We start from the raw sequence: 20,770 nt of genomic DNA on the forward strand, positions 1-20,770 counted from the left end.
CGGGGAACTGCGCGACCAGCCCCCACCGGCCGCGGCCGAGGAACCGCTCACCCAGCGGAGCGCTACCGTGCCGCCCAGCTGACCGTCTTGGTCTGCAGATACTCGTCGAGTCCGAACTCGCCCCACTCCCGGCCGAGTCCGCTCTGTTTGTATCCGCCGAAGGCGGCCCGCGGATTCACGCCGGCGCTGCCGCCGTTGATCGTCACCCCACCGGCCCGGACGCGTGACGCGATCTCGTGGGCGGCCACCGTGTCGGCGCTCCAGACGGCGCCGGCGAGGCCGTACGGGCTGTCGTTCGCGATCCGGACCGCCTCCTCGTCGGTGGCGAACGGGATGACGACGCCGACCGGTCCGAAGAATTCCGTACGCGCGATGGTCATGCCGTTGTCGACGCCGGTGAAGAGGGTGGGCTCCACGAAGTAGCCCCGGTCGAGGCCCGCCGGGCGTCTGCCGCCGTGGACGATCCGGGCCCCTTGCTCCTCGCCGACGTGGATCAGCTTCTCGACCTTGTCCCGCTGGGCCTCGCTGATCAGCGGGCCCATGGTGGTGGCCGGGTCCGCCGGGTCGCCGACCCTGACGGCGGCGAGACCCTCGCTCAGCCGGGCGACCAGTTCGTCGTGGACGGACTCGTGGACGAGCGTGCGGGTCAGCAGCGAGCAGCCCTGTCCGGCGTGCGTGGTGATGCCCGCGAGCGCGGACCGTACGGCGCCGTCGAGGTCGGCGTCGGCGCGGACGATACTGGCCGACTTGCCGCCGAGTTCCAGGACGACCTTCTTCAGGGAGGCCGAGGCCTGGGCGTAGACCGCGCGCCCGACGGTGTCCGACCCGGTGAAGCTGACCAGGTCCACCATGGGGTGGGTGGTCAGCTCGCGGCCGGCCGCGATGTCGCCGGTGACGATGTTCAGCACGCCAGGGGGCAGCCCGGCTGCGTCGGCGAAATCGCCGATCAGGAGGGACTCCAGAGGGGTCGCGGGCGCCGGTTTGAGCACGGCGGTGCAGCCTGCCGCGAGAGCCGGGATCACCTTCATCATGCTGAGGAAGAAGGGGAAGTTGTAGGCGGAGATCAGGGCACACACGCCGAACGCCTCGCGGCGCAGCACCCCTTGGGAGATGCCGATGCCCGGCGCGACGGTGGGCTGCATCGGGCGCTCCCAGGCGAACGTCGGCATGACCCGCTCCGCCATGTCGCGCAGGTGCGCCACCGGCACGCGGGTCTGCAGGCTCTCCGCGAGCGGACGGACCGATCCCGCCTCGGCGATGTTGACGGCGACGAGGTCCGGCAGCCGGCGCTCCATCTCCTCGGCCATGCGCAACAGCACCGCGGCCCGCTCGGCGGGCTTCAGCCGGGGCCACGGGCCCTCGTCGAAGGCCCGGCGCGCCGCCTCGACGGCGCGCCGCACATCCGTGAGTGAGGACTGGGGGACCTCGGCGATCAATTCCTCCGTCGCCGGATTGCGAACGACGAGTGACGCCTGTGAATCACCGTCCGTGCGGCGCCCGTCAATGTAGAGCTGCGAAGAGAACGAGTAAGCCGTCGTCATGCAGTTGAGTGTACTTAATTGCAGGCACGAGGGAAGAGGGTGCGCTGATCGGCCCCAAGTCAGGCGTTTGTCAGGATTCTTGAACGCGTCGGGACGCTAATCCGTATGCTGAATCATTGACTAGACCGATCGGTACAGGTAACTTCGGCCTCATCCGCGGGGTGGATTCTGCGCGAACAACGATGTTCGAAAGAGGTACCGCCTGTGTTCAAGGAATTCGTCGTCTCCGGCGATTCGCACATCATCGAGCCGGTCGATCTCTTCAAGACCCGGCTCCCCAAGAACCTGCGTGAACGGGCCCTCTGGGAAGAGGAGTTCACGCTCGACGAGCCGATCGTGCCGGGCGGGCACACGGAGTTCAAGAAACTGCACACCATCGGGTTCGACGGCTGGACCATCTCCAAATACCGTCAGACCGGCGGGGAGACCCCGGACGGCGATCCCGAGCACATCATCCGGGACATGAACATCGACGGCGTCGACGCTTCGGTGATGTTCCCGAATCTCTCACTCTTCGTCCTGTTCACCGACGACCACGAACTGTCCATGGCGCACGCCCGCGTCTGGAACGACTACCTGGTCGAGCGGTATCTGCCGTACAAGGACCGGCTGCGCCCGACGGCGGCGATCCCGCTGACGAACGTGCCCGAGGCCGTCGCGGAGATCGAGCGGATCGCGCGGCTGGGCCTCGGGGCGATCCTCCTGCCGGAGATCCCGCCGCTGCCCTTCTACTCGCGGGAGTACGACCCGGTCTGGGCCGCCGCGCAGGCGCACGGTCTGCCGGTGTTCATCCACGTGGCGACCGGCGGGGTGAAGGTCAAGGAGGCGGTGTCCGAGACGGCGGTGACCGTCCGGGGCCTGATGAACGCCATGAACATGGGCAAGGGCAACCTGACCGACGACATGGTGGCGGGCCGCACCATGGGCTTCGCGGTCGGGTCGGCTGTGGCCGGTCCGCAGGGCATCATCGCCAGCCTTGTCGGCGGCGGTGTGTGCGAGCGCTTCCCCGACCTGCACTTCAACCTGATCGAGTACACGGCCGGCTGGCTGGTCTCCTTCATGGGCTACATGGACAAGGCGTGGAAGACCGGCACCGGTCAGGACCCCGACTGGTGGCTCGGGTTCTGGGACGACAACCGTCCCCCGACCGAGCAGCACTCCATGGGGCGGCTGTTCGCCATCAACGACAAGTGGCCCTACCCGCTCAAGCCCACCGAGTACGTCCGGCGCCAGATCCACGTCCAGTTCGCGGACGATCCGACGGCCGTCAAGGCCCGCCACATCACCGGTCTTTCCACCGTCATGTGGGGCAACGACTACCCGCACGCCGAGGGCACCTTCCGCGACAGCGCCGAGTGCATCGCGGAGAACTTCGACGGGGTCCCGGACGAGGACCGCGCGGCCATCCTCGGCGGCACGCTGGCCGACGTCGTGCACTTCGACAAGAGCAAGAAGCTCGCGCCGCTTCCGCAGGACGCCTGAGCTGCGCCTGATCCGCGGCTGAGCTCGGCCGGCAGGCGGTTGTGCCACGGACCGGCCCCCGGAGTGTGAGTGTCCACGCTCCGGGGGCCGGTCGCTTGCATGCGTGTATCAGGGGCGTTCCGGAGCATCCGGTACGTCCGGCGTGTCCGGTACCGCGCCGATCAGGGCGAGGGCGGCCCGGGCGTACGCGGCCCGTCGCCGCCCGCTCACCATGAAGCTCGGCGGTGCGAAGTAGCCGACGTCGCGGGGGAGTGAGCCGGCGCGGCGGGCGAGGGCGTCCTTCGCCTCGGCGGTCGTCCCGCACACGGCGATCTCGGTGACCATCTCGTCGGTGACCGCCCGGGCCATGGCATCGGTGTCGCCCGTCCGGAACGCGGCGCGGAGTCGGGCGACCGGTTCCTCCCAGCCGTGGTGGGCGACATAGGGGTCGTACGTCTTCACCGTGAGGTAGAAGGCGATCATCCGGCGGGCGTCCGCGACGGCGCGTTCGGGTGCGGAGTCGTCAACTGCCGTGATGATCCAGCCGTGTTCGAGAAAGCGCGACTCCGGGTCGCCGCCGCCTGTGCCGCCCGTGCCGCGCTCCACCGAGGGCCGTACGACATCGTTCCACCAGGAGGAGGTGAACAGCCCGTGCCCGACGACACCGTCGGCGACCCGGCCCGCGGTCGCGGCCATGCCGGTGTTGAACGCGGCGAGCAGGACCGGGATGTCCAGCCGGCCGAGCACCGGCGCTCGGACATCGGCGTCGAGCGAGTAGAACTCCCCGGAGTAGCTGACCTTCTCGCCGTTCTCCGCGTGGAGCCAGGCCCGCACCGCACCGACCGTCTCGGCGATCCGGGCCACGGGACGTTCGGCGGGCACGCCCAGCCAGTCCCGGTTGATCCTGAACGCGGCGCTGCCCAGGCCGAGGAACAGCCGGCCCGGCGCCTGCGCGTGCAGCTGGCGCAGGGCGGTGGCGTGCGCGTAGGGGGTGCGGGCGAACGCGTAGGCGATGGCGGGACCCGCCAGGGCGTGTTCGGTGTTCGCCACGATGTCGGCCACCGTGAGGTAGGCGTCGTGGTCGACGAACTCCCCGGCGCAGAAGGCGCCGACGCCGGCCTGCTCGGCCTCCCGCGCGACGTCCCGGCCGGGCCAGGGCATGCCGAACAACATGGAAGCCTCCCCTTCACAACCTTTATGATCTCTATAAAGTACACTCTTTTAGTGCAGGCTAGGGGAGTGTCAGCGCAGTGTCCACTGCCTCCGGGGCACTTCGGCGCGATCGACCTCGGCCTTGCCGATGGGGTTGCCGATCTGTGTGTACGACAGTCCGGTGCGCAGCGCCTGGGTGCGCGTCGAGTCGAGCGACTCCCAGATCGCCCGGACGGTGCCCTGGATGGCGGCGGGCGGTTTGGCGGCGATGATGCGCGCGATGCCGTCGGCGCGGTCCCACAGTTCCGCACGGGGGAGCACCTCGCTGACCAGGCCGATCTGCAGGGCGCGGGCCGCCGACACGCGCTCGTCCAGGCCGAGGAGCGCGATGCGCAGCGCCTCGCCGAGAGGGATGCGCCGGGCGAGGCCGATCGGCTCCATGGCCGCGGTGAGCCCGTAGCTGACGTGCGGATCGAAGAAGGTGGCGTCGTCCGAGCAGATCACGATGTCGGCCTCGTTGAGCCAGTAGAAGGCGCCGCCGGCGGCCATCCCGTGCACCGCGCAGACCAGGGGTTTCCATACCTGGTTCAGCTTCGGCGAGAGGTACTCGCCGGGGTCGGTCTGCGACCAGACGTTGGGGTGGCGGGCGATGCCCTCCTTCACGTCCATGCCCGTGCAGAACGCCCGCTCGCCCGCGCCCCGCAACACGACGACGTGCACGTCGTCGTCGGTCTTGACGGTCTGCCAGAGGGCGGAGAACTCCTCCAGCATCCGCTGGTTGAAGCCGTTCATGACCTCGGGCCGGTTCAGGGTGATCGTGGCGACGTGGTCGGCCACCTCGAACAGGACGGTCTTGAGTTCCATCCGGCACTCCGTTCGTCATGTTGTCTCAGTTCGTCGTCTCGTCATCTCGACGTGATCTAGGTAAGTAGTATACTTTTTTCTGGTCTTCGGGCACCGGAACGGAACAAGATCCGCGGAGGGACCTGCGATGAGGCCACGTGTGGGGCAGATGCTCGCCAGTACGGTCGACACCACGGCGGTGATCGTCGTTCGCTGCCCGGAGCAGGAGCTGGAGATCGCCTGCGGCGGAGCGGCCATGGCCGAGGCGAACGGGCCGGGGGCTGCTGCCACCGGCACAGTCGACCCCGACCCCGACCTGATGGGCGGTTCCCTGCTGGGCAAGCGGTACGCCGACGAGGGCCTCGGCCTGGAACTGCTCTGTACCAAGCAGGGGCAGGGCACGCTGGCGGTGAACGGCGTACCCATGCCGATGAAGAGCGCCAAGCCGCTCCCGGCCTCGGACTGAGGGCGGGGCGGGCCGATGAACATAGCGATGCTGCTGGACATGGCCGCCGAGGGATTCGGCGACCGGGTCCTGATCGGGCGCACGGACGACGGGCTGACCGCCCCGAAACTGCGTGAACTGGCCGTCGGCGGGGCGCGGTCGGTGCGTGCGGCCGACGCCGACGCGATCGTGTACCTGGCGGTGAACGGCCCGGCCCTCCCGGTCGCGCTGTTCGCCGCCGCCCGCGCCGGAGTTCCGCTGATCCCGGTCAACTACCGCCTGGGCGCGGCGCAGTTGGACGCGTTGCTGGCGAACCACCCCCGCGCCCTGGGCATCGCCGACCCCGAGCACGGCGAGGCGTTGCGCCGGGCCGGCCTGGCAGTGCGCAGCCCGGACCAGTGGCTGACCCAGGCGGCGGCGGAGGCCCCAGCCGCTCCGGGCGACGAGGAACCGGCGCCGTCACCCGACGCCCCGGCGGTCCTCATCTACACGAGCGGCACGACCTCGACGCCGAAGGGCGTGGTGCTGCGCCACCACAACCTCGTGTCGTACGTACTCGGCACAGTGGAGTTCGCCGGCGCCGATCCGGACGAGGCAGCCCTGGTGAGCGTTCCGCCGTACCACATCGCCGCCGTGTCCAACGTGCTGACCAACCTGTACGCGGGACGCCGCGCCCTGAGCCTCGAACAGTTCACCCCGGAGAGCTGGCTGGACCTCGTACGGCGGCAGCGCGTCACCAACGCGATGGTGGTGCCGACGATGCTCGCCCGCATCATGGACACCGACGGCCTGGACCGCTCGGTGCCCTCGCTGCGCGCGCTCGCCTACGGCGGGGCCAGGATGCCCGTACGCGTGATCGAGACCGCGTTGCGCGTCTGGCCGCACGTCGACTTCGTGAACGCCTACGGGCTGACGGAGACCTCGTCCACCATCACGGTCCTGGGCCCGCAGGAGCACCGGACGGCCGTCGCGAGCGACGATCCGGCCGTACGGGCCCGGCTCGGCTCGGCCGGTCTGCCGGTGCCGGGTGTCGAGTTGGAGGTCCGTGACGCGTCCGGCGCGGTCGTCGGCCCCGGTGAGACGGGGCAGATCTGGGTGCGCGGCGACCAGGTGTCGGGGGAGTACGCGGGGCAGGGTTCCGCGGTCGACGAGCGCGGGTTCTTCCACACTCGCGACCAGGGGAGGATCGACGCCGACGGCTATCTCCACATCGAGGGCAGGGCCGACGACACGATCATCCGGGGCGCCGAGAACATCGCGCCCGCCGAGATCGAGGACGTCCTGCTGCGTCACCCGGACGTGCTGGACGCGGTCGTCGTCGGTGTCCCGGACGAGGAGTGGGGCCAGCGCATCGAGGCCGTGGTCGTGGTCCGGGACGGCGCGGAGCTCGACGCCGGGGACCTGCGCGCACAGGTGCGCGGCACCCTGCGCGGCTCGAAGACACCGGAGCGCATCACCCGCTGGGCCGAACTGCCCCGCACCCCGACCGGCAAGCTCGTGCGCCGCGACATCGTCGAGGCGCTGACCGCCGACCGTTGACCCGCTGACCGACGTACGCCGTCGCCAGGCCGTCGGCCGACAAGGATGAGAGACCGGTCCATGAGCACCGTCGCCAACAGCACCGATCCGATACCGGAGTTGACGCAGCGCACAGTCGCGGCACTGCGCGGCTGGGCCCCCGAGGGCGCGGTGGAGTCGGTCGAACCGCTCACCGGCGGCACATCGAGCCTCACCTATGTCGCCGTACTGTCGGGCGTCCCCGCCGGATACGAGCGGGTCGTCCTCAAAGTGGCCCCGCCCGGCCTCCAACCGGTCCGCAACCGGGACGTGTTGCGCCAGGCGCGGCTCATGCACGTGCTGGCCGGCGTGCCTGGCGTACGGGTGCCGAAGGTGCTGTTCTGGGAGAAGGGTGCACCCCCGGCCCAACAGCCCTTCGTGGCAATGGAGTTGGTGCCAGGAGAGTGTGTGGAACCGGTGCTCGTGCCCCGGGGCGCACTGCCCGCCGCACAGGTACGGGCCCGTGCCCTCGACGCGGCCCGGATGCTCGCCCACCTGCATCGTGCGGACCCCAAACGGACCGCCCTCGCCGTGGAGCCGGTGGTCACGCCCGGCGCCGAGATCAACCGCTGGACCCGGGCGTTCACGACGGTCCCCGAGGATCTGCGCACCGGCTACGAGGCGGTCGCGGAACGGCTGCTCGCCACCGTGCCCGCCGCGATGATGCCGGTGTTCACCCACGGCGACTACCGGCTCGGCAACACACTGTGCGACGCGGACTCGGTCAACGCGGTCATCGACTGGGAGATCTGGTCGCTCGGCGACCCCCGGGTCGACATCACCTGGCTGACCTTCTTCACCGACGAGGCCCACCACCCGGCGTCCCTGTCGGAGCAGCCGACCGGCATGCCTGGCAAGGCCGAACTCGTCGACACCTACGAGGAAGCGCGGGGCGAACGGCTCCCGGACCTACGGTGGTTCGAGGCCCTGACGAAGTACAAGGAGTCCGCCGCCACCGCGCTCTTGATCAAGCGTGGCCGCAAAGCAGACCACTTGACGGACATGCACCGCAGAATGCTGCCGGCGCTACCGGTCCTGCTGGCAGAGGCAAGGGACCTACTGGGCTGAACGTGTGAGCGGACCCGCGCCCCGACAAGGGGCGCGGGTCTGTATCTGTCTGCGGCTCCGCCGCGTGGGCGCGACCAGCCCACACCGGCCCGCAGGCAACCGACTACCTAGTACAACCCGCCATCCACCCGAATCAACGCCCCAGTCGTATAACTGGACGCATCACTGGCCAGATAAAGCGCCGTACTGATGATCTCCTCCGGCCGCCCGGGCCGCCCCACCGCACTACGCGTACTCTCCCGCTTCTCCTCCGACCAGGACTTGGAGATGTCGGTCAGAAAAGGCCCCGCCGAGATCGTGTTGACCCGCACGGTCGGCCCGTACTCCAGGGCAAAGACGGTCGTCAGCGCATTCAACGCGGCCTTGGCCCCGGCGTACGGACCGAACCGAGGCTGCGGAAACAACGCTCCCGACGACGAGACGTTGATGATCGAGCCGCCTCCCCCCGCCGCCATCTGCTCCCCGATCAGCGAGGCGAGCCGGAACGGCCCCTTGAAGTTGACCCCGATCACCTTGTCGAACAGCTCCTCGCTGGTCTCCGTCGACGAGGGCGCCAACGGCGACATCCCCGCGTTGTTGACGAGGACGTCGACCTTTCCGAACTCTCCGTACGCGGCGTCGACGAGCAGACCGAGGTCGCCCCAGTGCCCCACGTGCGCGGCGACCGGCAACGCACGCCGACCCAGGTCGCGGACCTCCGCGGCAACCGCCTCGCACGCGTCGGCCTTGCGGCTGGCGATCACCACATCCGCACCGGCGGCGGCGAACGCACGCACCATCTCGCGCCCCAGCCCCCGGCTGCCCCCGGTGACGAGCGCGACCTTGCCGGACAGGTCGAACAGGTCGGCCGGGGCGCCGGCCTTCGTATCGCGGTCGCCGCTCATGAGTCCGCCCGGCCCGCGAGGCTGTCGTCCTCGACGATGTGCGCGTACCGCTTGCGCGCGGCCTCAAGCTTCGGCGGGATGTGCTCGCTCGGGAACAGGCCCTCCGCCGGCCGGTAGTTCTTCAGCAGCCGCTTGGCGATCGTGGTTCGGTGCACCTCGGTGGGGCCGTCGGCGAGGGCGAGGTTCGGCGCGGCCATCCACCACTTGGCGAGCGGCAGTTCGTTGGTCGTGCCGAGCGAACCGTGGACGTGCAGGGCCCGCTGGATGATGTCGTGCAGCACCTTGGCCGTCTGGACCTTACACATCGCGATCTGAGTGCGGGCCGCGCCGTGCGGCTGGGTGTCGATGAGCCAGGCGGTGTGCAGCACGAGCAGCCGGAACTGCTGCAACTCCACCCAGGAGTCCGCGATGAACTGCTGCACCGCCTGCTTCTCCGCGAGCAGGGTGCCCTGCGTACGGCGGGACAGCGCTCGTTCGCACATCATGTCGAAGGCACGCGTGCACTTGCCCACCGTACGCATCGCGTGATGGACCCGGCCGCCGCCGAGGCGTGCCTGGGCGACCTTGAAGCCCTCGCCCGGGCCGCCGAGCATGGCGTCGAACGGGACCCGGACCTGGTCGTAGCGGATGTAGGCGTGGATGCCCTCGTCAAGGTTGTCGCGTTCGTCCATGGTGCCGACGTTGCGCTTGATCTCGATGCCCGGCGTCTCGGCGGGCACGATGAACATCGACATGCGGGCGTGCGGCGGCGCGTCCGGATCGGTGACGGCCATGACGATGAGGAAGGCGGCGTAACGGGCGTTGGACGAGAACCACTTCTCGCCGTCGATCACCCATTCCTCCCCGTCGCGCCGGGCGCGGCAGACGAACTCCTTGGGGTCGGCGCCCGCCTGCGGTTCGGTCATCGAGAAGGTGGAGACGATGTCCCCGTCCAGCAACGGCCGCAGATAGCGGGCCTTCTGCTCCTCGGTGCCGAACATGGCGAGGATCTCGGCGTTCCCGGTGTCCGGGGCGGCGGTGCCGAAGACCGTAGGGGCCCAGTAGGAGCGGCCGAGGATCTCGTTGAGGTAGGCGAGTCTGACCTGTCCGTACCCCGCGCCGCCCAGTTCGGGGCCGAGATGGCAGGCCCACAGGCCCTGCGCCCGGACCTTGTCCTGAAGCGGCCGAAGGATCGCACGGGCCTTCTCGTTGTGGGTGTCGTACGGGTCGCCCCCGTGCGGGAACAGGAGGTCGAGCGGCTCGACCTCCTCGCGTACGAAGGTCGTTGCCCAGTCCAGCTTGGCCTGGAAATCGGGTTCGATCGAGAAATCCAGCATGACGAAAACAGTATACTTTTTACGACCCTCGGTCCATACTGGAGCGCGTTCTTCGTTGATTGGGTATGCGCAATAGCGTCTCAGGAGAGTTCAGGCTCGGAGGAGTTGGTCCGATGCAGAGGCCCATGGAAGGTGTGCGGGTTCTCGAGGTCGCACAGTTCACCTTCGTCCCGGCGGCAGGTGCCGTGCTCGCGGACTGGGGTGCCGACGTGATCAAGATCGAGCACGCCGAACGGGGCGACGGTCAGCGCGGCCTGGTGCGGGTGCTCGGGTACGACGCCGTCAGCAAGGAGTCGTCGTTCTTCCCGATCGTGGAGGGTCCCAACCGCGGGAAACGCAGCGTCGGTCTGGCTCTGGAGAAGCCGTCCGCGCGGCGCGTGCTGGACGAACTCATCCGTAACAGCGACGTGTTCCTCACGAACTTCCTGCCCGACGCGCGGGCGAAACTGCGCATCGACGTCGAGGACGTCCGGGCGGTCAACCCGGACATCATCTACGTCCGCGGCAGTGGCTTCGGTGCCCGTGGGGAGGAGGCGGGCAAGGGCGGCTACGACAGCACGGCCTACTGGGCGCGCGGCGGCAGCGCCGCCGGTGTCACCCCGGTCGGCGCTGACCGGATGATCCGGATGCCCGCCGGTGCCTACGGCGACGCGATCGGCGGTATGACCATCGCCGGAGGCATCGCCGCCGCCCTCTACTCCCGCGCCACGACCGGCGAACCGTCCGTCGTGGATGTGTCGTTGCTCGGCGTGGGTGCCTGGGCGACGCAGTTCACGGTCAACATGGCGCTGATGCACGGCGGCCCGCTCCCGGTGAACATCCAACCCCGGTACGGATCGGCCACCAACCCCCTCATCGGGGCCTACCGCAGCTCGGACGGCCGCTGGATCGAACTGTCGATGCTGCAACCCGGCCGGTACTGGGCCGAGTTCTGCAAGCTGGCCGGCCGCGAGGAACTCGCCCGCGACGAACGCTTCGACAGCACCGAGAAGTTGATGGCGAACGCCGGCGATGCCGCCGAGATCGTCGCCGGGCTCATCGCGTCCCGCCCGTACGACGAGTGGGTCGAGATCCTCTCCCGGGGCGAGGGCCAGTGGGCGGCCGTGCAGAGCGCCTGGGAGGTCGGTCAGGATCCGGCACTGCGGGCCAACGGTCTCATCGCCCCCGTCGTGGACGCCGAAGGGGTCGACCGTGAACTGGTCGCCAATCCGGTCCAGTTCGACGAGACCCCGGCCACCCTGACCCGGGCACCCCTGTTCGCCGAACACACCGACGATGTCCTGCGCTCGCTCGGGATCGGCGAGGAGGAGCTCATCGTGCTCAAGATCGACGGCGCGGCGACGTGACCCCCCCGTAGGTGACCCGTACGTGACCCCCCGTACGTGACGACCCCGTACGTGACGACCCCGTACGAGATGACCTCGTACGACATGACCCCCGTACGGCGTGACGGCGGACGACGTGACGAACGTACGACGAGAGGAGCCGTGATGAGCACGACACTCGAACCCGAGGGAACCCACGAGGGAGTCCCCGCCTACCACTTCGACAACCGGCTCAGCGGACCGGTGCTCAGCCACCAACAGCGCTGGGACGAACTGGCCGTCACCCACACCGGGTTCCGGAGCACCATCGCGCAAGGATATTGGGTCGTCACCGAGAGCGAGGCGATCCAGCGGGCGCTCCAGGACTGGCGGACGTTCTCCAGCGAGTCGGTGACGGTGCTCAACCCGAATCCGAGGTTCCTGTGGATCCCCGAGATGCTGGACCCGCCCCAGCACACCGAGTGGCGACGGCTGTTGGGCAAGCACTTCTCCCCGAAGGCAGCCGCCGCCGACGAGCCGAAGATCCGGAAGATCGCCGGCGACCTGATCGACGGACTGAAGGACGCCAGAAGCGCCGATGTCCTCGACGCTTTCGCCCGCCGGTTCCCGACCCGGATCTTCATGGACCTGATGGGCCTGCCGGAGGAGGACCTCGGCCAGTTCCTCCACTGGACACATGACCTGCTGCACCTGACCTACGGCGAAGACCCGGACGGGCAGAGGCAGTTGACGGCCATGAACGCCGTGTCGGACTACTTCGACGAGCAGATCGCCCTGCGCCGCGAGGCCCCGCGCGACGACCTGCTGTCACGTGCGATGACCTGGACGATCGACGGCGAGAAGATCAGCGACCGGGACATGCACGCGTTCTGTGTCCTGTTCTTCCAGGCGGGCTTCGACACCGTCCCGATCTCGGTCGGCTGGGCGCTCTACCACTTCGCCACGCACCCCGAGCAGCGTGCGGCGATCGTCGCCGACCCCTCGCTCATCTCCACCGCAGTGGAGGAGATCCTGCGCGTCTACTCGCCCGTGGTCCCGGCCCGCAAGGCGACACGGGACGTCGAGATCGGCGGCTGCCCGGTCCGGGCCGGCGACATGGTGATGCTCCCGGTCGCGGTCACCAACCGTGACCCCGGACGGTACGACAACCCCCTGGAGGTGGACCTGCACCGGGAGACCACCAACCACATCGCCTTCGGCTCGGGCCCGCACCGCTGCCTCGGTTCACACCTCGCTCGCCTCGAACTCAACGTGGCGATCGAGGAATGGCACCGGCGCATCCCGGACTACGAGGTCGAGCCCGGCCAGGACATCGAGGCGCACGGCAACATGTACGGCATCAAGCAGCTCCGGCTCGCCTGGTGAGCGCCGCGACGGACCGTCCGCTCAACGCGGCCGACCTCTACCACACGGGGATCGTGGTCCCGGACGTCGACGAGTGGAAGACCCGGATGACCGAGGTCGCCGGCTACCGGTGGACCGAGACCATGTACGCCGAACTGCCGGTCCGCCTCGCCGAAGGTGAACGGGTACTGCCCCTGCGCTTCGCGTACTCGCTCGACGCCCCGCACATCGAACTCGTCCAGGAGATCCCCGGGACCCCGTGGACGGCGGCCGAGAACATCGCCACACACCACCTCGGCTACTTCTGCGACGACGTCCCGGCGACGTCGAAACGGCTGGTGGAGGCGGGCTTCGCCCTGGAGGCCTGCGCCGTGATCGACGGAGAACCGTCGATCTTCGCCTACCACCTGGCTCCCTCCGGCCTGCGCATCGAGATCGTGGACCGCGCCCGGATGCCGGACTTCGCCGCCTACCTGCGGTCGAAGACGCCCCAACAGACACCCCAGTGACAGTTGCCTCAGTGACAGCGAAGGGCACGACGTACGTGGCACCGACCTTCACCACCTTCACCGAGGAGCACGAGGTACTCCGTTCGACGCTGCGCCGCTTCCTGGCGGACAAGGCGCCGAGCGAGGCGGTACGCCGCGCGATGGAGTCCGAGGGGGGCCACGACCCGGTGCTCTGGCACCAGATGGCGGCCCAACTCGGCCTGCACGGCATCGCGTTGCCGGAGGAGTACGGCGGTTTCGGCGGCGGCCCGGTCGAGTTGGGGATCGTCCTGGAGGAACTGGGGCGGGTCCTGCTGCCCTCGCCGTACTTCGCCACCGTGGCCCTCGCCGGCCAGGCCCTCACCGCGTCCGGCGACGACACCGCCAAGGCGCGCTGGCTGCCCGCGATAGCCGACGGTTCGCTGACCGGCACCCTGGCGCTGGCCGAGGCGGGTGGGTCGTGGCACGTCGAGGACGTGGCGGCCTCGGCGACGCGCGACGAAAGGGGCGACACGGGCTGGCGGGTGTCGGGCACGAAGATGTTCGTGATCGACGGCGACAGCGCCGACCTGCTCCTCGTCACGGCCCGCGCGGACACGGGTCCCGGGCTGTACGCCGTGGACGGCACCGCGACCGGCGTGACCCGCACCCGGCTGGAGACACTCGACCCGACCCGGCGCCTGGCGCGGATCGACCTCGACGGCGCGACAGCGGTGCGGGTCGGTCCCGAGGGGGACGCCACGGAGTATCTGCGTGCCGTCGTCGACCTCGTGGCCGTTGCCCTGGCCGCCGAGCAGGTCGGCGGGGCGCAGGCATGCCTGGACGCCGCGGTGGAGTACGCGAAGGTCCGGGTCCAGTTCGGCCGTCCCATCGGGTCGTTCCAGGCGGTCAAGCACAAGTGCGCCGACATGCTCCTCCAGGTCGAGGCCGCCCGCTCGGCGGCCTACCGTGCGATGTCCGTGGCCGCCGGGGAACCGGACGAACTGCCGGTGTCCGCCGCGCTCGCCGCCGCGTACTGCGCGAACGCCTTCACCCGCGCCGCCAAGGAGAACATCCAGATCCACGGCGGCATCGGCTACACGTGGGAACACGACGCGCACCTGTACCTGAAGCGCGCGAAGTCGTCCGAGCAACTCTTCGGCAGCCCGGCGACCCACCGGGCGCGACTGGCGGACCTGGTCGGAATCTAGAACGGCCCCCGGCAAGGTCTCCGTGGGCCTCTGTGTCGCAATTTCAGGTCACTGAATCGCATGGTTCTCGTCACTTCGGACGCCAACTGAGGGGATCCATGACCCACCGTTCGTTAATTCAGTGTACTTTATAGCTCTGGTCTGGTGACGAAAGGCTCCTCCCGTGGGAATTCGCGACCGCCTGTCCCGGCTGCTGACCGAGGCGCCGGCCAACGCCGAGGCGATCGAGTACGAGGGCGACTGGTGGACCTGGGGGCAGATCCAGGAGACCGCGCGTGATGTCGTCGACGCACTCGACGCGCTGGGGCTGCCCGCCGGTGGCCGTGTCGGTGTCGTCCTGGAGAACCGGCCCGAACACGTGGCAGTGGTCGCCGCGGTGATCGCCTCCGGGCGATGCCTGGTGATGCTGAGCCCCTTGCAGCCTGCCGCGCGCCTCTCCGCCGACATCGCGCGCTGTGCACCGCCCGTCCTGGTCGCCGGCGCCGAAGTCCTGGCTCGCGAGGGCGTGTTGAGAACGGTGACGGGTCGCGGCGCGGCTCTGGAGGCAGGCACCGACGGCGCCATCAGGCTCGTGGGCGGCACGCCGTCCGACGGGGCACCCGCAGCAGGCCCCGACGTCGCCGTGGAGATGCTCACCTCGGGCACCACCGGCCCACCGAAACGCGTACACCTGCGCATCGGACAGCTGGACCAGGCTCTAGTCTCCGGCGGCCAGACCCCGAAGGACACACGGCTGCTGTCGAGATCGGCGGCGCTGGTGGCCACCCCGCTCGTGCACATCAGCGGCTTGTGGCGGGCACTCGCCTGTCTCGCCACCGGGCGCCGCATGCTTCTCATGCCCAGGTTCGCCGTCGAACCCTGGGTGGGCGCCGTGGAGCGCCACCAGCTGCGTGCGGCGAGCCTGGTACCGGCCGCCATCCGCGCCGTACTCGACGCGGGCGTCCCGAAGGAGCGGCTGGCGAGCCTCCAGGTCGTCACGTCCGGCACCGCGCCCTGCCCGGCGGAACTCGCCGACGCGTTCTTCCGTGAGTACGGCATCCCCGTCCTCATGACCTACGGCGCCACCGAGTTCGCCGGAGCGGTGGCCGGCTGGACGCTGCCTTTGCACGAGCGCTGGTGGCAGCGGAAGGCGGGCAGCGCCGGCCGCGCCTTCGACGGCGTCGAACTGAGGGTGACCGGCGAGGACGGCATCGAGCTGCCCGTCGGCAGGTCCGGCACCCTGGAGGTCCGCACCGAGCAGAGCACCCACGGCGGCACGGCCTGGACGCGGACCAGCGATCTCGCCCGGATCGACGCCGACGGGTTCGTCTGGATCGAGGGCCGCGCGGACGACGCCATCATCCGTGGCGGCTTCAAGGTGCAGCCGGAGACCGTCCAACGCGTCCTGGAGACCCACCCCGCCGTCCGCGAGGCGGCCGTCGCGGGGCTGCCGGACCCGAGGCTCGGCGAAGTGCCGGTCGCGGCGATCGAGACCGAGCCTGACCTGCCCGTCCCGGACACCGCCGAACTCGTCGCCCTGTGCCGGTCCCGGCTCACCCCGTACGAGGTGCCGGCGCACATCGTCGTCGTCGACGCGCTGCCCCGCACCCCGTCGAGCAAGGTCAGCCGCGTGGACCTGCTGGAACTGGTCCGCGTCCGGCTCGCACAGCAGGAGCGCGTCAAGGAGGAACAGCGATGACCGGCCACCGGACGGACACCCAGACGGGTACACAGGCGGGTACGCGGCAGACGGGTACGCAGGAGAAGCCCGCCGAGCGGTTCGGCGTACTGACCGACGAGGCGGTCGAGCGTTCCCGGCGCCGCCTGGGCGTCCCCCAGCCCCAGCACAACCCCCCGCACAACTACGAGGTGACCTGGGACGGCGTACGCCACTTCGCGTACGGCTACGGCGACGCCAACCCCCTGTACTGCGATCCGGACCACGCGGCCCGCACCCGCTGGGGCTCACTCGTCGCACCGCCCACGTTCCTCTACACGATGGGGGAGGACGCCGCCCTGAAGCCGGACCCGGAGACGAAGGCGCTGCTGAAGGGCGACCCCTTCGCCGGACTCGGTTCCTACCAGGCGGTGATGGAGTTCGAGTGGTGGCGCCCTCTCCAACTGGGCGACAGGTGCCGGGTGTTGCAGACCCAGGTGGGTGTCCACCTCAAGCGCAGCAGCTTCGGCGGGCGCACGGCACACGTCGTCCGCGACTACCTCTACGCCAACGGGCGGGGCGAGATGCACGCCCTGCGGCGCGGCACCTGGATCAACGCGGAACGGCACACGTCGAAGAAGCGGGCCAAGGAGCACCTGGCTCAGGAGCCCTACACCGCCGACCGACTCGCCGAGATCGACGCGGCCTACGCGGCCGAGACCCGGCGCGGCGCCGAACCCCGCTTCTGGGAGGACGTCGAGATCGGCGACGAACTCCAGCCCCGGGTGAAGGGGCCGCTCACCACCACGGACGTGGTCGTCTGGCATCTGGGCTGGGGTATGCAGCTCACCCCGCCGGGCGCCTTCGGGATCGCCGCGCGTGTCCGGCGCAAGGCTCCGGGACTGTATCCGCCGAACCCGTTGAACGTTCCGGACACCGTGCAGCGGCTGCACTGGGAACCCGAGCGGGCGAAGGAACTCGGGCTGCCGAACTCGTACGACTACGGCGGGATGCGCGAGACCTGGCTGTGTCATCTGCTCACCGACTGGATCGGCGACGACGGCTGGCTGTGGAAACTGCGCTGCGAGCACCGCAAGTTCAACTATCTCGGCGACACCACCTGGGTGCGCGGCACGGTCGTCGACAAGCGGCGGGTGGACGGGCGGGCCGAGGTGCACATCGAGGTGCGCTGCGAGAACCAGCGCGGTGAGGTGACCACACCCGGTACGGCCGTGGTTCTGCTCCCGACCCGCGATCGTGCCGTGGAACTTCCGGCACCGCCGGCCGAGGACCTGGACGGCATGGTCGCCCATGAACTGGCCCAGTTCGCCGTCACCGGCGATCAGTTGAACGATTCGAGGAGGTAGACGTGTCCGACGAGGTGCTGGTGGAGCGCCGAGGCGCGGTCCAGATCATCACGATCAACCGCCCGGCGGTGAAGAACGCGCTGGACGCCGGGGTGGCCGCCGGAGTGGCGGCAGCCGTGGACGAGCTCGACGAGTCGGACGAGTTGCGGGCGGGCGTCCTCACGGGGGCCGGCGGCACGTTCTCGGCCGGGATGGACCTCAAGGCGTGGCTGCGGGGCGAGTCGCCCGCGATCGAGGGCCGCGGACTGTGCGGGATCACCCTGACACCCCCGCGCAAGCCGCTGGTCGCCGCGGTCGAGGGCTGGGCCCTGGCCGGCGGCTTCGAACTCCTGCTGGCCTGCGACCTGGTGGTCGCCTCCCGCACGGCGCGGCTCGGTGTCCCCGAGGTACGGCGGTCCCTGGTCGCCCGCGCCGGCGCGGCCCTCCACCTCCCGCGCCGCATCCCGTACGCCATCGCGCTGGAACTGCTGCTCACCGGCGAGCCGATCAGCGCGGTACGGGCGGCCGAGGTCGGCCTCGTCAACCGGCTCACCGACGAGGGCGGCGCCCTCGACGGCGCCCTCGCACTCGCCTCGGCCATCGCGTCGAACGGTCCCCTCGCCGTCGCGGCCACCAAGGAGATCGCGAGCCACGCCACGGACTGGACGCTGGAGGAGGGGTGGGCGCGGCAGTTCGAGATCGCCGCCCCCGTCTTCCAGTCGGAGGACGCCCGTGAAGGAGCCGCCGCGTTCGCGGAGAAGCGGGCGGCGGTCTGGAAGGGCCGCTGACACCGGCGTGCGCCGCAGGAAATCAAGTGCCCGTAATTGAGTATCCGTAATTAAATGTGGCTGGAAGGGTGACCATGACGGCGGGACCTCTCGTCGGCTGCCGGGTCGTCGAACTCGGTGGCATCGGACCGGGGCCGTTCGCCGGGATGCTGCTCGCCGACCTCGGGGCGGAGGTCGTCCGGGTGGACCGGCCCGGGCGGGCCGACGAACCGGACGCGGGCGGACCGGCGGATGTGCTGGGCCGGGGGAAACGGTCGGTCGTCCTCGACCTGAAGCAACCGGCCGGAGCCGCCGCACTCCTCCAACTCGTCGTGCACGCCGACGTGTTGATCGAGGGGTTCCGCCCCGGTGTCACCGAACGGCTGGGCATAGGGCCGCACGACTGCCTCGCCCGCAACGCCCGCCTGGTCTACGGCCGGATGACCGGCTGGGGCCAGGACGGGCCGCTGGCCGCCGCCGCGGGACACGACATCACCTACATCGCGCTGACGGGCGCCCTCGGCGCGATCGGGGAGGCGGGCGGCCCGCCGCGCATCCCGCTCAACCTCGTCGGCGACTTCGGGGGCGGCGGCTGCTACCTCGTGATCGGCGTCCTCGCGGCCCTGCACGCCGCCGCGCGCACAGGCAGGGGCCAGGTCGTCGACGCGGCCATCGTCGACGGCACCGCCCACCTCCTCGCCAGTACCTTCGCCAAACTCGGGCGAGGCGAGTGGAGCGACGAGCGCGGGGTCAACCGCTTCGACGGGGGCTGGCCCTTCTACGCCGTGTACGAGACCCGGGACGGTCGTCATATGGCCGTCGGCGCGCTGGAACGCAAGTTCTACCGGCGCCTGGTCGAGCTACTCGACCTGGGCGTCGACCCGGACCGGCAGCACGACCGCTCGACCTGGCCGCAACTGCGGCAACTGCTGGGGAAGCGGTTCGCGGAGCGCACCCGCGACGAGTGGGCGGCGCTGTTCGAAGGCACCGACGCGTGCGTGGCCCCCGTCCTGAGCTTCACCGAGGCGGCAGCCCACCCCCACCTGGCCGCCCGCTCCACCCTGATCGCACCGGACGGCGTCGTCCAGCCGGCCGCCGCACCCCGCTTCTCGGACACGCCGACCCGTCCCGCGACGACCGCACCCGCGGTCGGCGCGGACACCCGTGCCGTGTTCCGGGACTGGCAGGTAGACGGCGTCGACGCGCTGCTGGACAGTGGCGCGGCAGTGCAACTCCCCACCGACTGAGAGGATTTTCCTATGCGAGACGCCGTCATCGTCGACGCCGTACGTGCCCCGATCGGCAAGCGCAACGGCTCGCTGGCCTCGGTGCACGCGGCCGATCTGTCGGCCGAGGTGCTCAAGGCCCTCGTCCGGCGCACGGGCATCGACCCCGGCACGGTGGACGACGTGGTCTGGGGCTGTGTGACCCAGGTCGGCGACCAGTCCAGCAACGTCGGCCGGTTCGCCGTACTCGCCGCCGGCTGGCCCGAACACGTCCCGGCCGTCACCGTCAACCGGGCCTGCGGCTCCAGTCAGCAGGCGGTCGACCAGGCCGCGCACGCCGTCATGTCGGGCCAGTACGACATCGTGGTGGCAGGCGGTGTCGAGACCATGAGCCGGGTGCCGCTCGGCTCGCACCGGACCACGGGACAGCCGTACGGACCCGCCGCCATCGCCCGTTACGGCGGCTTCGAGTTCAGCCAGGGCGTCGGTGCCGAACTCATCGCCGAGCGCTGGAAGTTGAGCCGCCACCGGCTCGACGAGTTCGCCTCCGACTCGCACGCCAAAGCCGCAGCCGCGATCGACTCGGGCGTGTTCGACGACCACATCGTGCCGATCGAGGCCGACGGCACCAAGTTCACCGTCGACGAGGGCCTCCGGCGGGGCACGACCCCCGACACACTGGCCAGGCTCAAGCCGTCGTTCAAGGAGGACGGCGTGATCCACGCCGGAAACTCCTCCCAGATCTCCGACGGCGCCGCTGCCCTGCTCATCACCACCCCGGAACGCGCCCGCGACCTCGGCCTCACCCCGATCGCCCGCTATCACTCGGGTGCGGTGAGCGGCGCGGACCCGATCACCATGCTCCTGGGCCCGATCCCCGCGACCGAGAAGGTACTGCGCCGCTCCGGCCTGTCCATCGAGGACATGGGCGTGTACGAGGTCAACGAGGCCTTCGCCCCAGTCCCGTTGGCCTGGCTGGCCGAGACAGGCGCCGACCCCGAACGCCTCAACCCCCTGGGCGGCGCGATCGGCGTAGGCCACCCCCTCGGCGGCTCGGGCGCCATCCTGATGACACGGCTGCTGGCGAGGATGCGCCAACAGGGCCTGCGGTACGGCCTCCAGACAATGTGCGAGGGCGGCGGCACGGCAAACGCGACGATCATCGAGCTGTTGTGATTCGG

General features: G+C 70.1%; 18 protein-coding genes. 13 read left to right on the forward strand and 5 right to left on the reverse strand.

Annotated features, from left to right (window positions below; genetic code table 11):
- Positions 1-62: 62 nt before the first annotated feature.
- Positions 63-1,541, reverse strand: coding sequence for an aldehyde dehydrogenase family protein (locus tag G3I71_RS31685; protein WP_164319982.1), 1,479 nt, complete (start codon positions 1,539-1,541; stop codon positions 63-65).
- 204 nt (positions 1,542-1,745) lie between these two features.
- Here G3I71_RS31685 and G3I71_RS31690 point away from each other — a divergent pair, with 204 nt between their 5' ends.
- Positions 1,746-3,023, forward strand: coding sequence for an amidohydrolase family protein (locus tag G3I71_RS31690; RefSeq protein WP_164319983.1), 1,278 nt, complete (start codon positions 1,746-1,748; stop codon positions 3,021-3,023).
- 108 nt (positions 3,024-3,131) lie between these two features.
- Here G3I71_RS31690 and G3I71_RS31695 read toward each other — a convergent pair whose 3' ends face one another.
- A complete protein-coding gene (locus G3I71_RS31695) occupies positions 3,132-4,175 on the reverse strand; it encodes an LLM class flavin-dependent oxidoreductase (RefSeq protein ID WP_164319985.1) in 1,044 nt (347 codons plus the stop codon).
- 69 nt (positions 4,176-4,244) lie between these two features.
- Positions 4,245-5,018, reverse strand: coding sequence for an enoyl-CoA hydratase/isomerase family protein (locus tag G3I71_RS31700; RefSeq protein WP_164319986.1), 774 nt, complete (start codon positions 5,016-5,018; stop codon positions 4,245-4,247).
- A gap of 127 nt (positions 5,019-5,145) precedes the next feature.
- Here G3I71_RS31700 and G3I71_RS31705 point away from each other — a divergent pair, with 127 nt between their 5' ends.
- From G3I71_RS31705 to G3I71_RS31715, 3 genes are read left to right on the forward strand one after another with little or no spacing between them, the layout of a single operon-like run.
- On the forward strand, positions 5,146-5,463 hold the full coding sequence (locus G3I71_RS31705) for a hypothetical protein (protein ID WP_164319987.1): 318 nt from the start codon (positions 5,146-5,148) through the stop codon (positions 5,461-5,463).
- Positions 5,464-5,478: 15 nt separating this feature from the next.
- Positions 5,479-6,981, forward strand: a complete 1,503-nt coding sequence (locus tag G3I71_RS31710; protein ID WP_164319989.1) for a class I adenylate-forming enzyme family protein — start codon at positions 5,479-5,481, stop codon at positions 6,979-6,981.
- A gap of 60 nt (positions 6,982-7,041) precedes the next feature.
- Complete coding sequence (locus tag G3I71_RS31715) at positions 7,042-8,067, forward strand: phosphotransferase family protein (RefSeq protein WP_164319990.1); 1,026 nt, start codon at positions 7,042-7,044, stop codon at positions 8,065-8,067.
- A gap of 107 nt (positions 8,068-8,174) precedes the next feature.
- Here the strand turns inward: G3I71_RS31715 and G3I71_RS31720 are convergent, their stop codons facing one another.
- Entirely contained in the window at positions 8,175-8,951 is a 777-nt protein-coding gene (locus tag G3I71_RS31720) for an SDR family NAD(P)-dependent oxidoreductase (RefSeq protein WP_164319992.1), read from the reverse strand.
- The gene (locus G3I71_RS31725) at positions 8,948-10,267 is read right to left on the reverse strand and encodes an acyl-CoA dehydrogenase family protein (RefSeq protein WP_164319993.1); all 1,320 of its coding nucleotides are present in this window, start codon (positions 10,265-10,267) and stop codon (positions 8,948-8,950) included. Before G3I71_RS31725 ends, G3I71_RS31720 begins: the two co-directional genes overlap by 4 nt.
- 113 nt (positions 10,268-10,380) lie before the next feature.
- Between G3I71_RS31725 and G3I71_RS31730 the strand changes: the two genes are divergently transcribed.
- The 9 genes from G3I71_RS31730 (at position 10,381) to G3I71_RS31770 (ending at position 20,765) form a co-directional block, all read left to right on the forward strand.
- Positions 10,381-11,613: a CaiB/BaiF CoA-transferase family protein gene (locus G3I71_RS31730; RefSeq protein ID WP_164319994.1), complete on the forward strand. Its 1,233-nt coding sequence runs from the start codon at positions 10,381-10,383 to the stop codon at positions 11,611-11,613.
- A gap of 36 nt (positions 11,614-11,649) precedes the next feature.
- A complete protein-coding gene (locus G3I71_RS31735; RefSeq protein ID WP_343243129.1) occupies positions 11,650-12,957 on the forward strand; it encodes a cytochrome P450 in 1,308 nt (435 codons plus the stop codon).
- Positions 12,954-13,445 (forward strand): VOC family protein, encoded by a 492-nt coding sequence (locus G3I71_RS31740; RefSeq protein WP_343243130.1) that lies wholly within the window; start codon positions 12,954-12,956, stop codon positions 13,443-13,445. The genes G3I71_RS31735 and G3I71_RS31740 overlap by 4 nt, the downstream gene beginning before the upstream one ends.
- A 35-nt stretch (positions 13,446-13,480) precedes the next feature.
- Complete coding sequence (locus G3I71_RS31745) at positions 13,481-14,614, forward strand: acyl-CoA dehydrogenase family protein (RefSeq protein WP_164320055.1); 1,134 nt, start codon at positions 13,481-13,483, stop codon at positions 14,612-14,614.
- A 163-nt stretch (positions 14,615-14,777) separates the two neighbouring features.
- Positions 14,778-16,292 carry an AMP-binding protein gene (locus tag G3I71_RS31750; protein WP_164319997.1) on the forward strand — a complete coding sequence of 505 codons (1,515 nt, stop codon included), beginning with the start codon at positions 14,778-14,780 and terminating at the stop codon, positions 16,290-16,292.
- Positions 16,289-17,617 (forward strand): MaoC family dehydratase N-terminal domain-containing protein, encoded by a 1,329-nt coding sequence (locus G3I71_RS31755; RefSeq protein ID WP_203731866.1) that lies wholly within the window; start codon positions 16,289-16,291, stop codon positions 17,615-17,617. Before G3I71_RS31750 ends, G3I71_RS31755 begins: the two co-directional genes overlap by 4 nt.
- Before the next feature lie 2 nt (positions 17,618-17,619).
- Positions 17,620-18,384, forward strand: coding sequence for a crotonase/enoyl-CoA hydratase family protein (locus G3I71_RS31760; RefSeq protein ID WP_164319999.1), 765 nt, complete (start codon positions 17,620-17,622; stop codon positions 18,382-18,384).
- 74 nt (positions 18,385-18,458) lie between these two features.
- A complete protein-coding gene (locus G3I71_RS31765; RefSeq protein WP_164320001.1) occupies positions 18,459-19,610 on the forward strand; it encodes a CaiB/BaiF CoA-transferase family protein in 1,152 nt (383 codons plus the stop codon).
- A 12-nt stretch (positions 19,611-19,622) separates the two neighbouring features.
- Positions 19,623-20,765: a thiolase family protein gene (locus tag G3I71_RS31770; RefSeq protein WP_164320003.1), complete on the forward strand. Its 1,143-nt coding sequence runs from the start codon at positions 19,623-19,625 to the stop codon at positions 20,763-20,765.
- Positions 20,766-20,770: the final 5 nt, after the last annotated feature.

The sequence above is a fragment of the Streptomyces sp. SID12501 genome (assembly GCF_010550245.1).
GTDB lineage: Bacteria > Actinomycetota > Actinomycetes > Streptomycetales > Streptomycetaceae > Streptomyces.

Bases quoted from the DNA above. Each gene is read 5' to 3' on its own strand.
- G3I71_RS31685 (WP_164319982.1), bottom strand. From the start codon at position 1,541: ATGACGACGGCTTACTCGTTCTCTTCGCAGCTCTACATTGACGGGCGC.
- G3I71_RS31695 (WP_164319985.1), bottom strand. From the start codon at position 4,175: ATGTTGTTCGGCATGCCCTGGCCCGGCCGGGACGTCGCGCGGGAGGCC.
- G3I71_RS31700 (WP_164319986.1), bottom strand. From the start codon at position 5,018: ATGGAACTCAAGACCGTCCTGTTCGAGGTGGCCGACCACGTCGCCACG.
- G3I71_RS31705 (WP_164319987.1), top strand. From the start codon at position 5,146: ATGAGGCCACGTGTGGGGCAGATGCTCGCCAGTACGGTCGACACCACG.
- G3I71_RS31710 (WP_164319989.1), top strand. From the start codon at position 5,479: ATGAACATAGCGATGCTGCTGGACATGGCCGCCGAGGGATTCGGCGAC.
- G3I71_RS31715 (WP_164319990.1), top strand. From the start codon at position 7,042: ATGAGCACCGTCGCCAACAGCACCGATCCGATACCGGAGTTGACGCAG.
- G3I71_RS31720 (WP_164319992.1), bottom strand. From the start codon at position 8,951: ATGAGCGGCGACCGCGATACGAAGGCCGGCGCCCCGGCCGACCTGTTC.
- G3I71_RS31725 (WP_164319993.1), bottom strand. From the start codon at position 10,267: ATGCTGGATTTCTCGATCGAACCCGATTTCCAGGCCAAGCTGGACTGG.
- G3I71_RS31730 (WP_164319994.1), top strand. From the start codon at position 10,381: ATGCAGAGGCCCATGGAAGGTGTGCGGGTTCTCGAGGTCGCACAGTTC.
- G3I71_RS31755 (WP_203731866.1), top strand. From the start codon at position 16,289: ATGACCGGCCACCGGACGGACACCCAGACGGGTACACAGGCGGGTACG.
- G3I71_RS31765 (WP_164320001.1), top strand. From the start codon at position 18,459: ATGACGGCGGGACCTCTCGTCGGCTGCCGGGTCGTCGAACTCGGTGGC.
- G3I71_RS31770 (WP_164320003.1), top strand. From the start codon at position 19,623: ATGCGAGACGCCGTCATCGTCGACGCCGTACGTGCCCCGATCGGCAAG.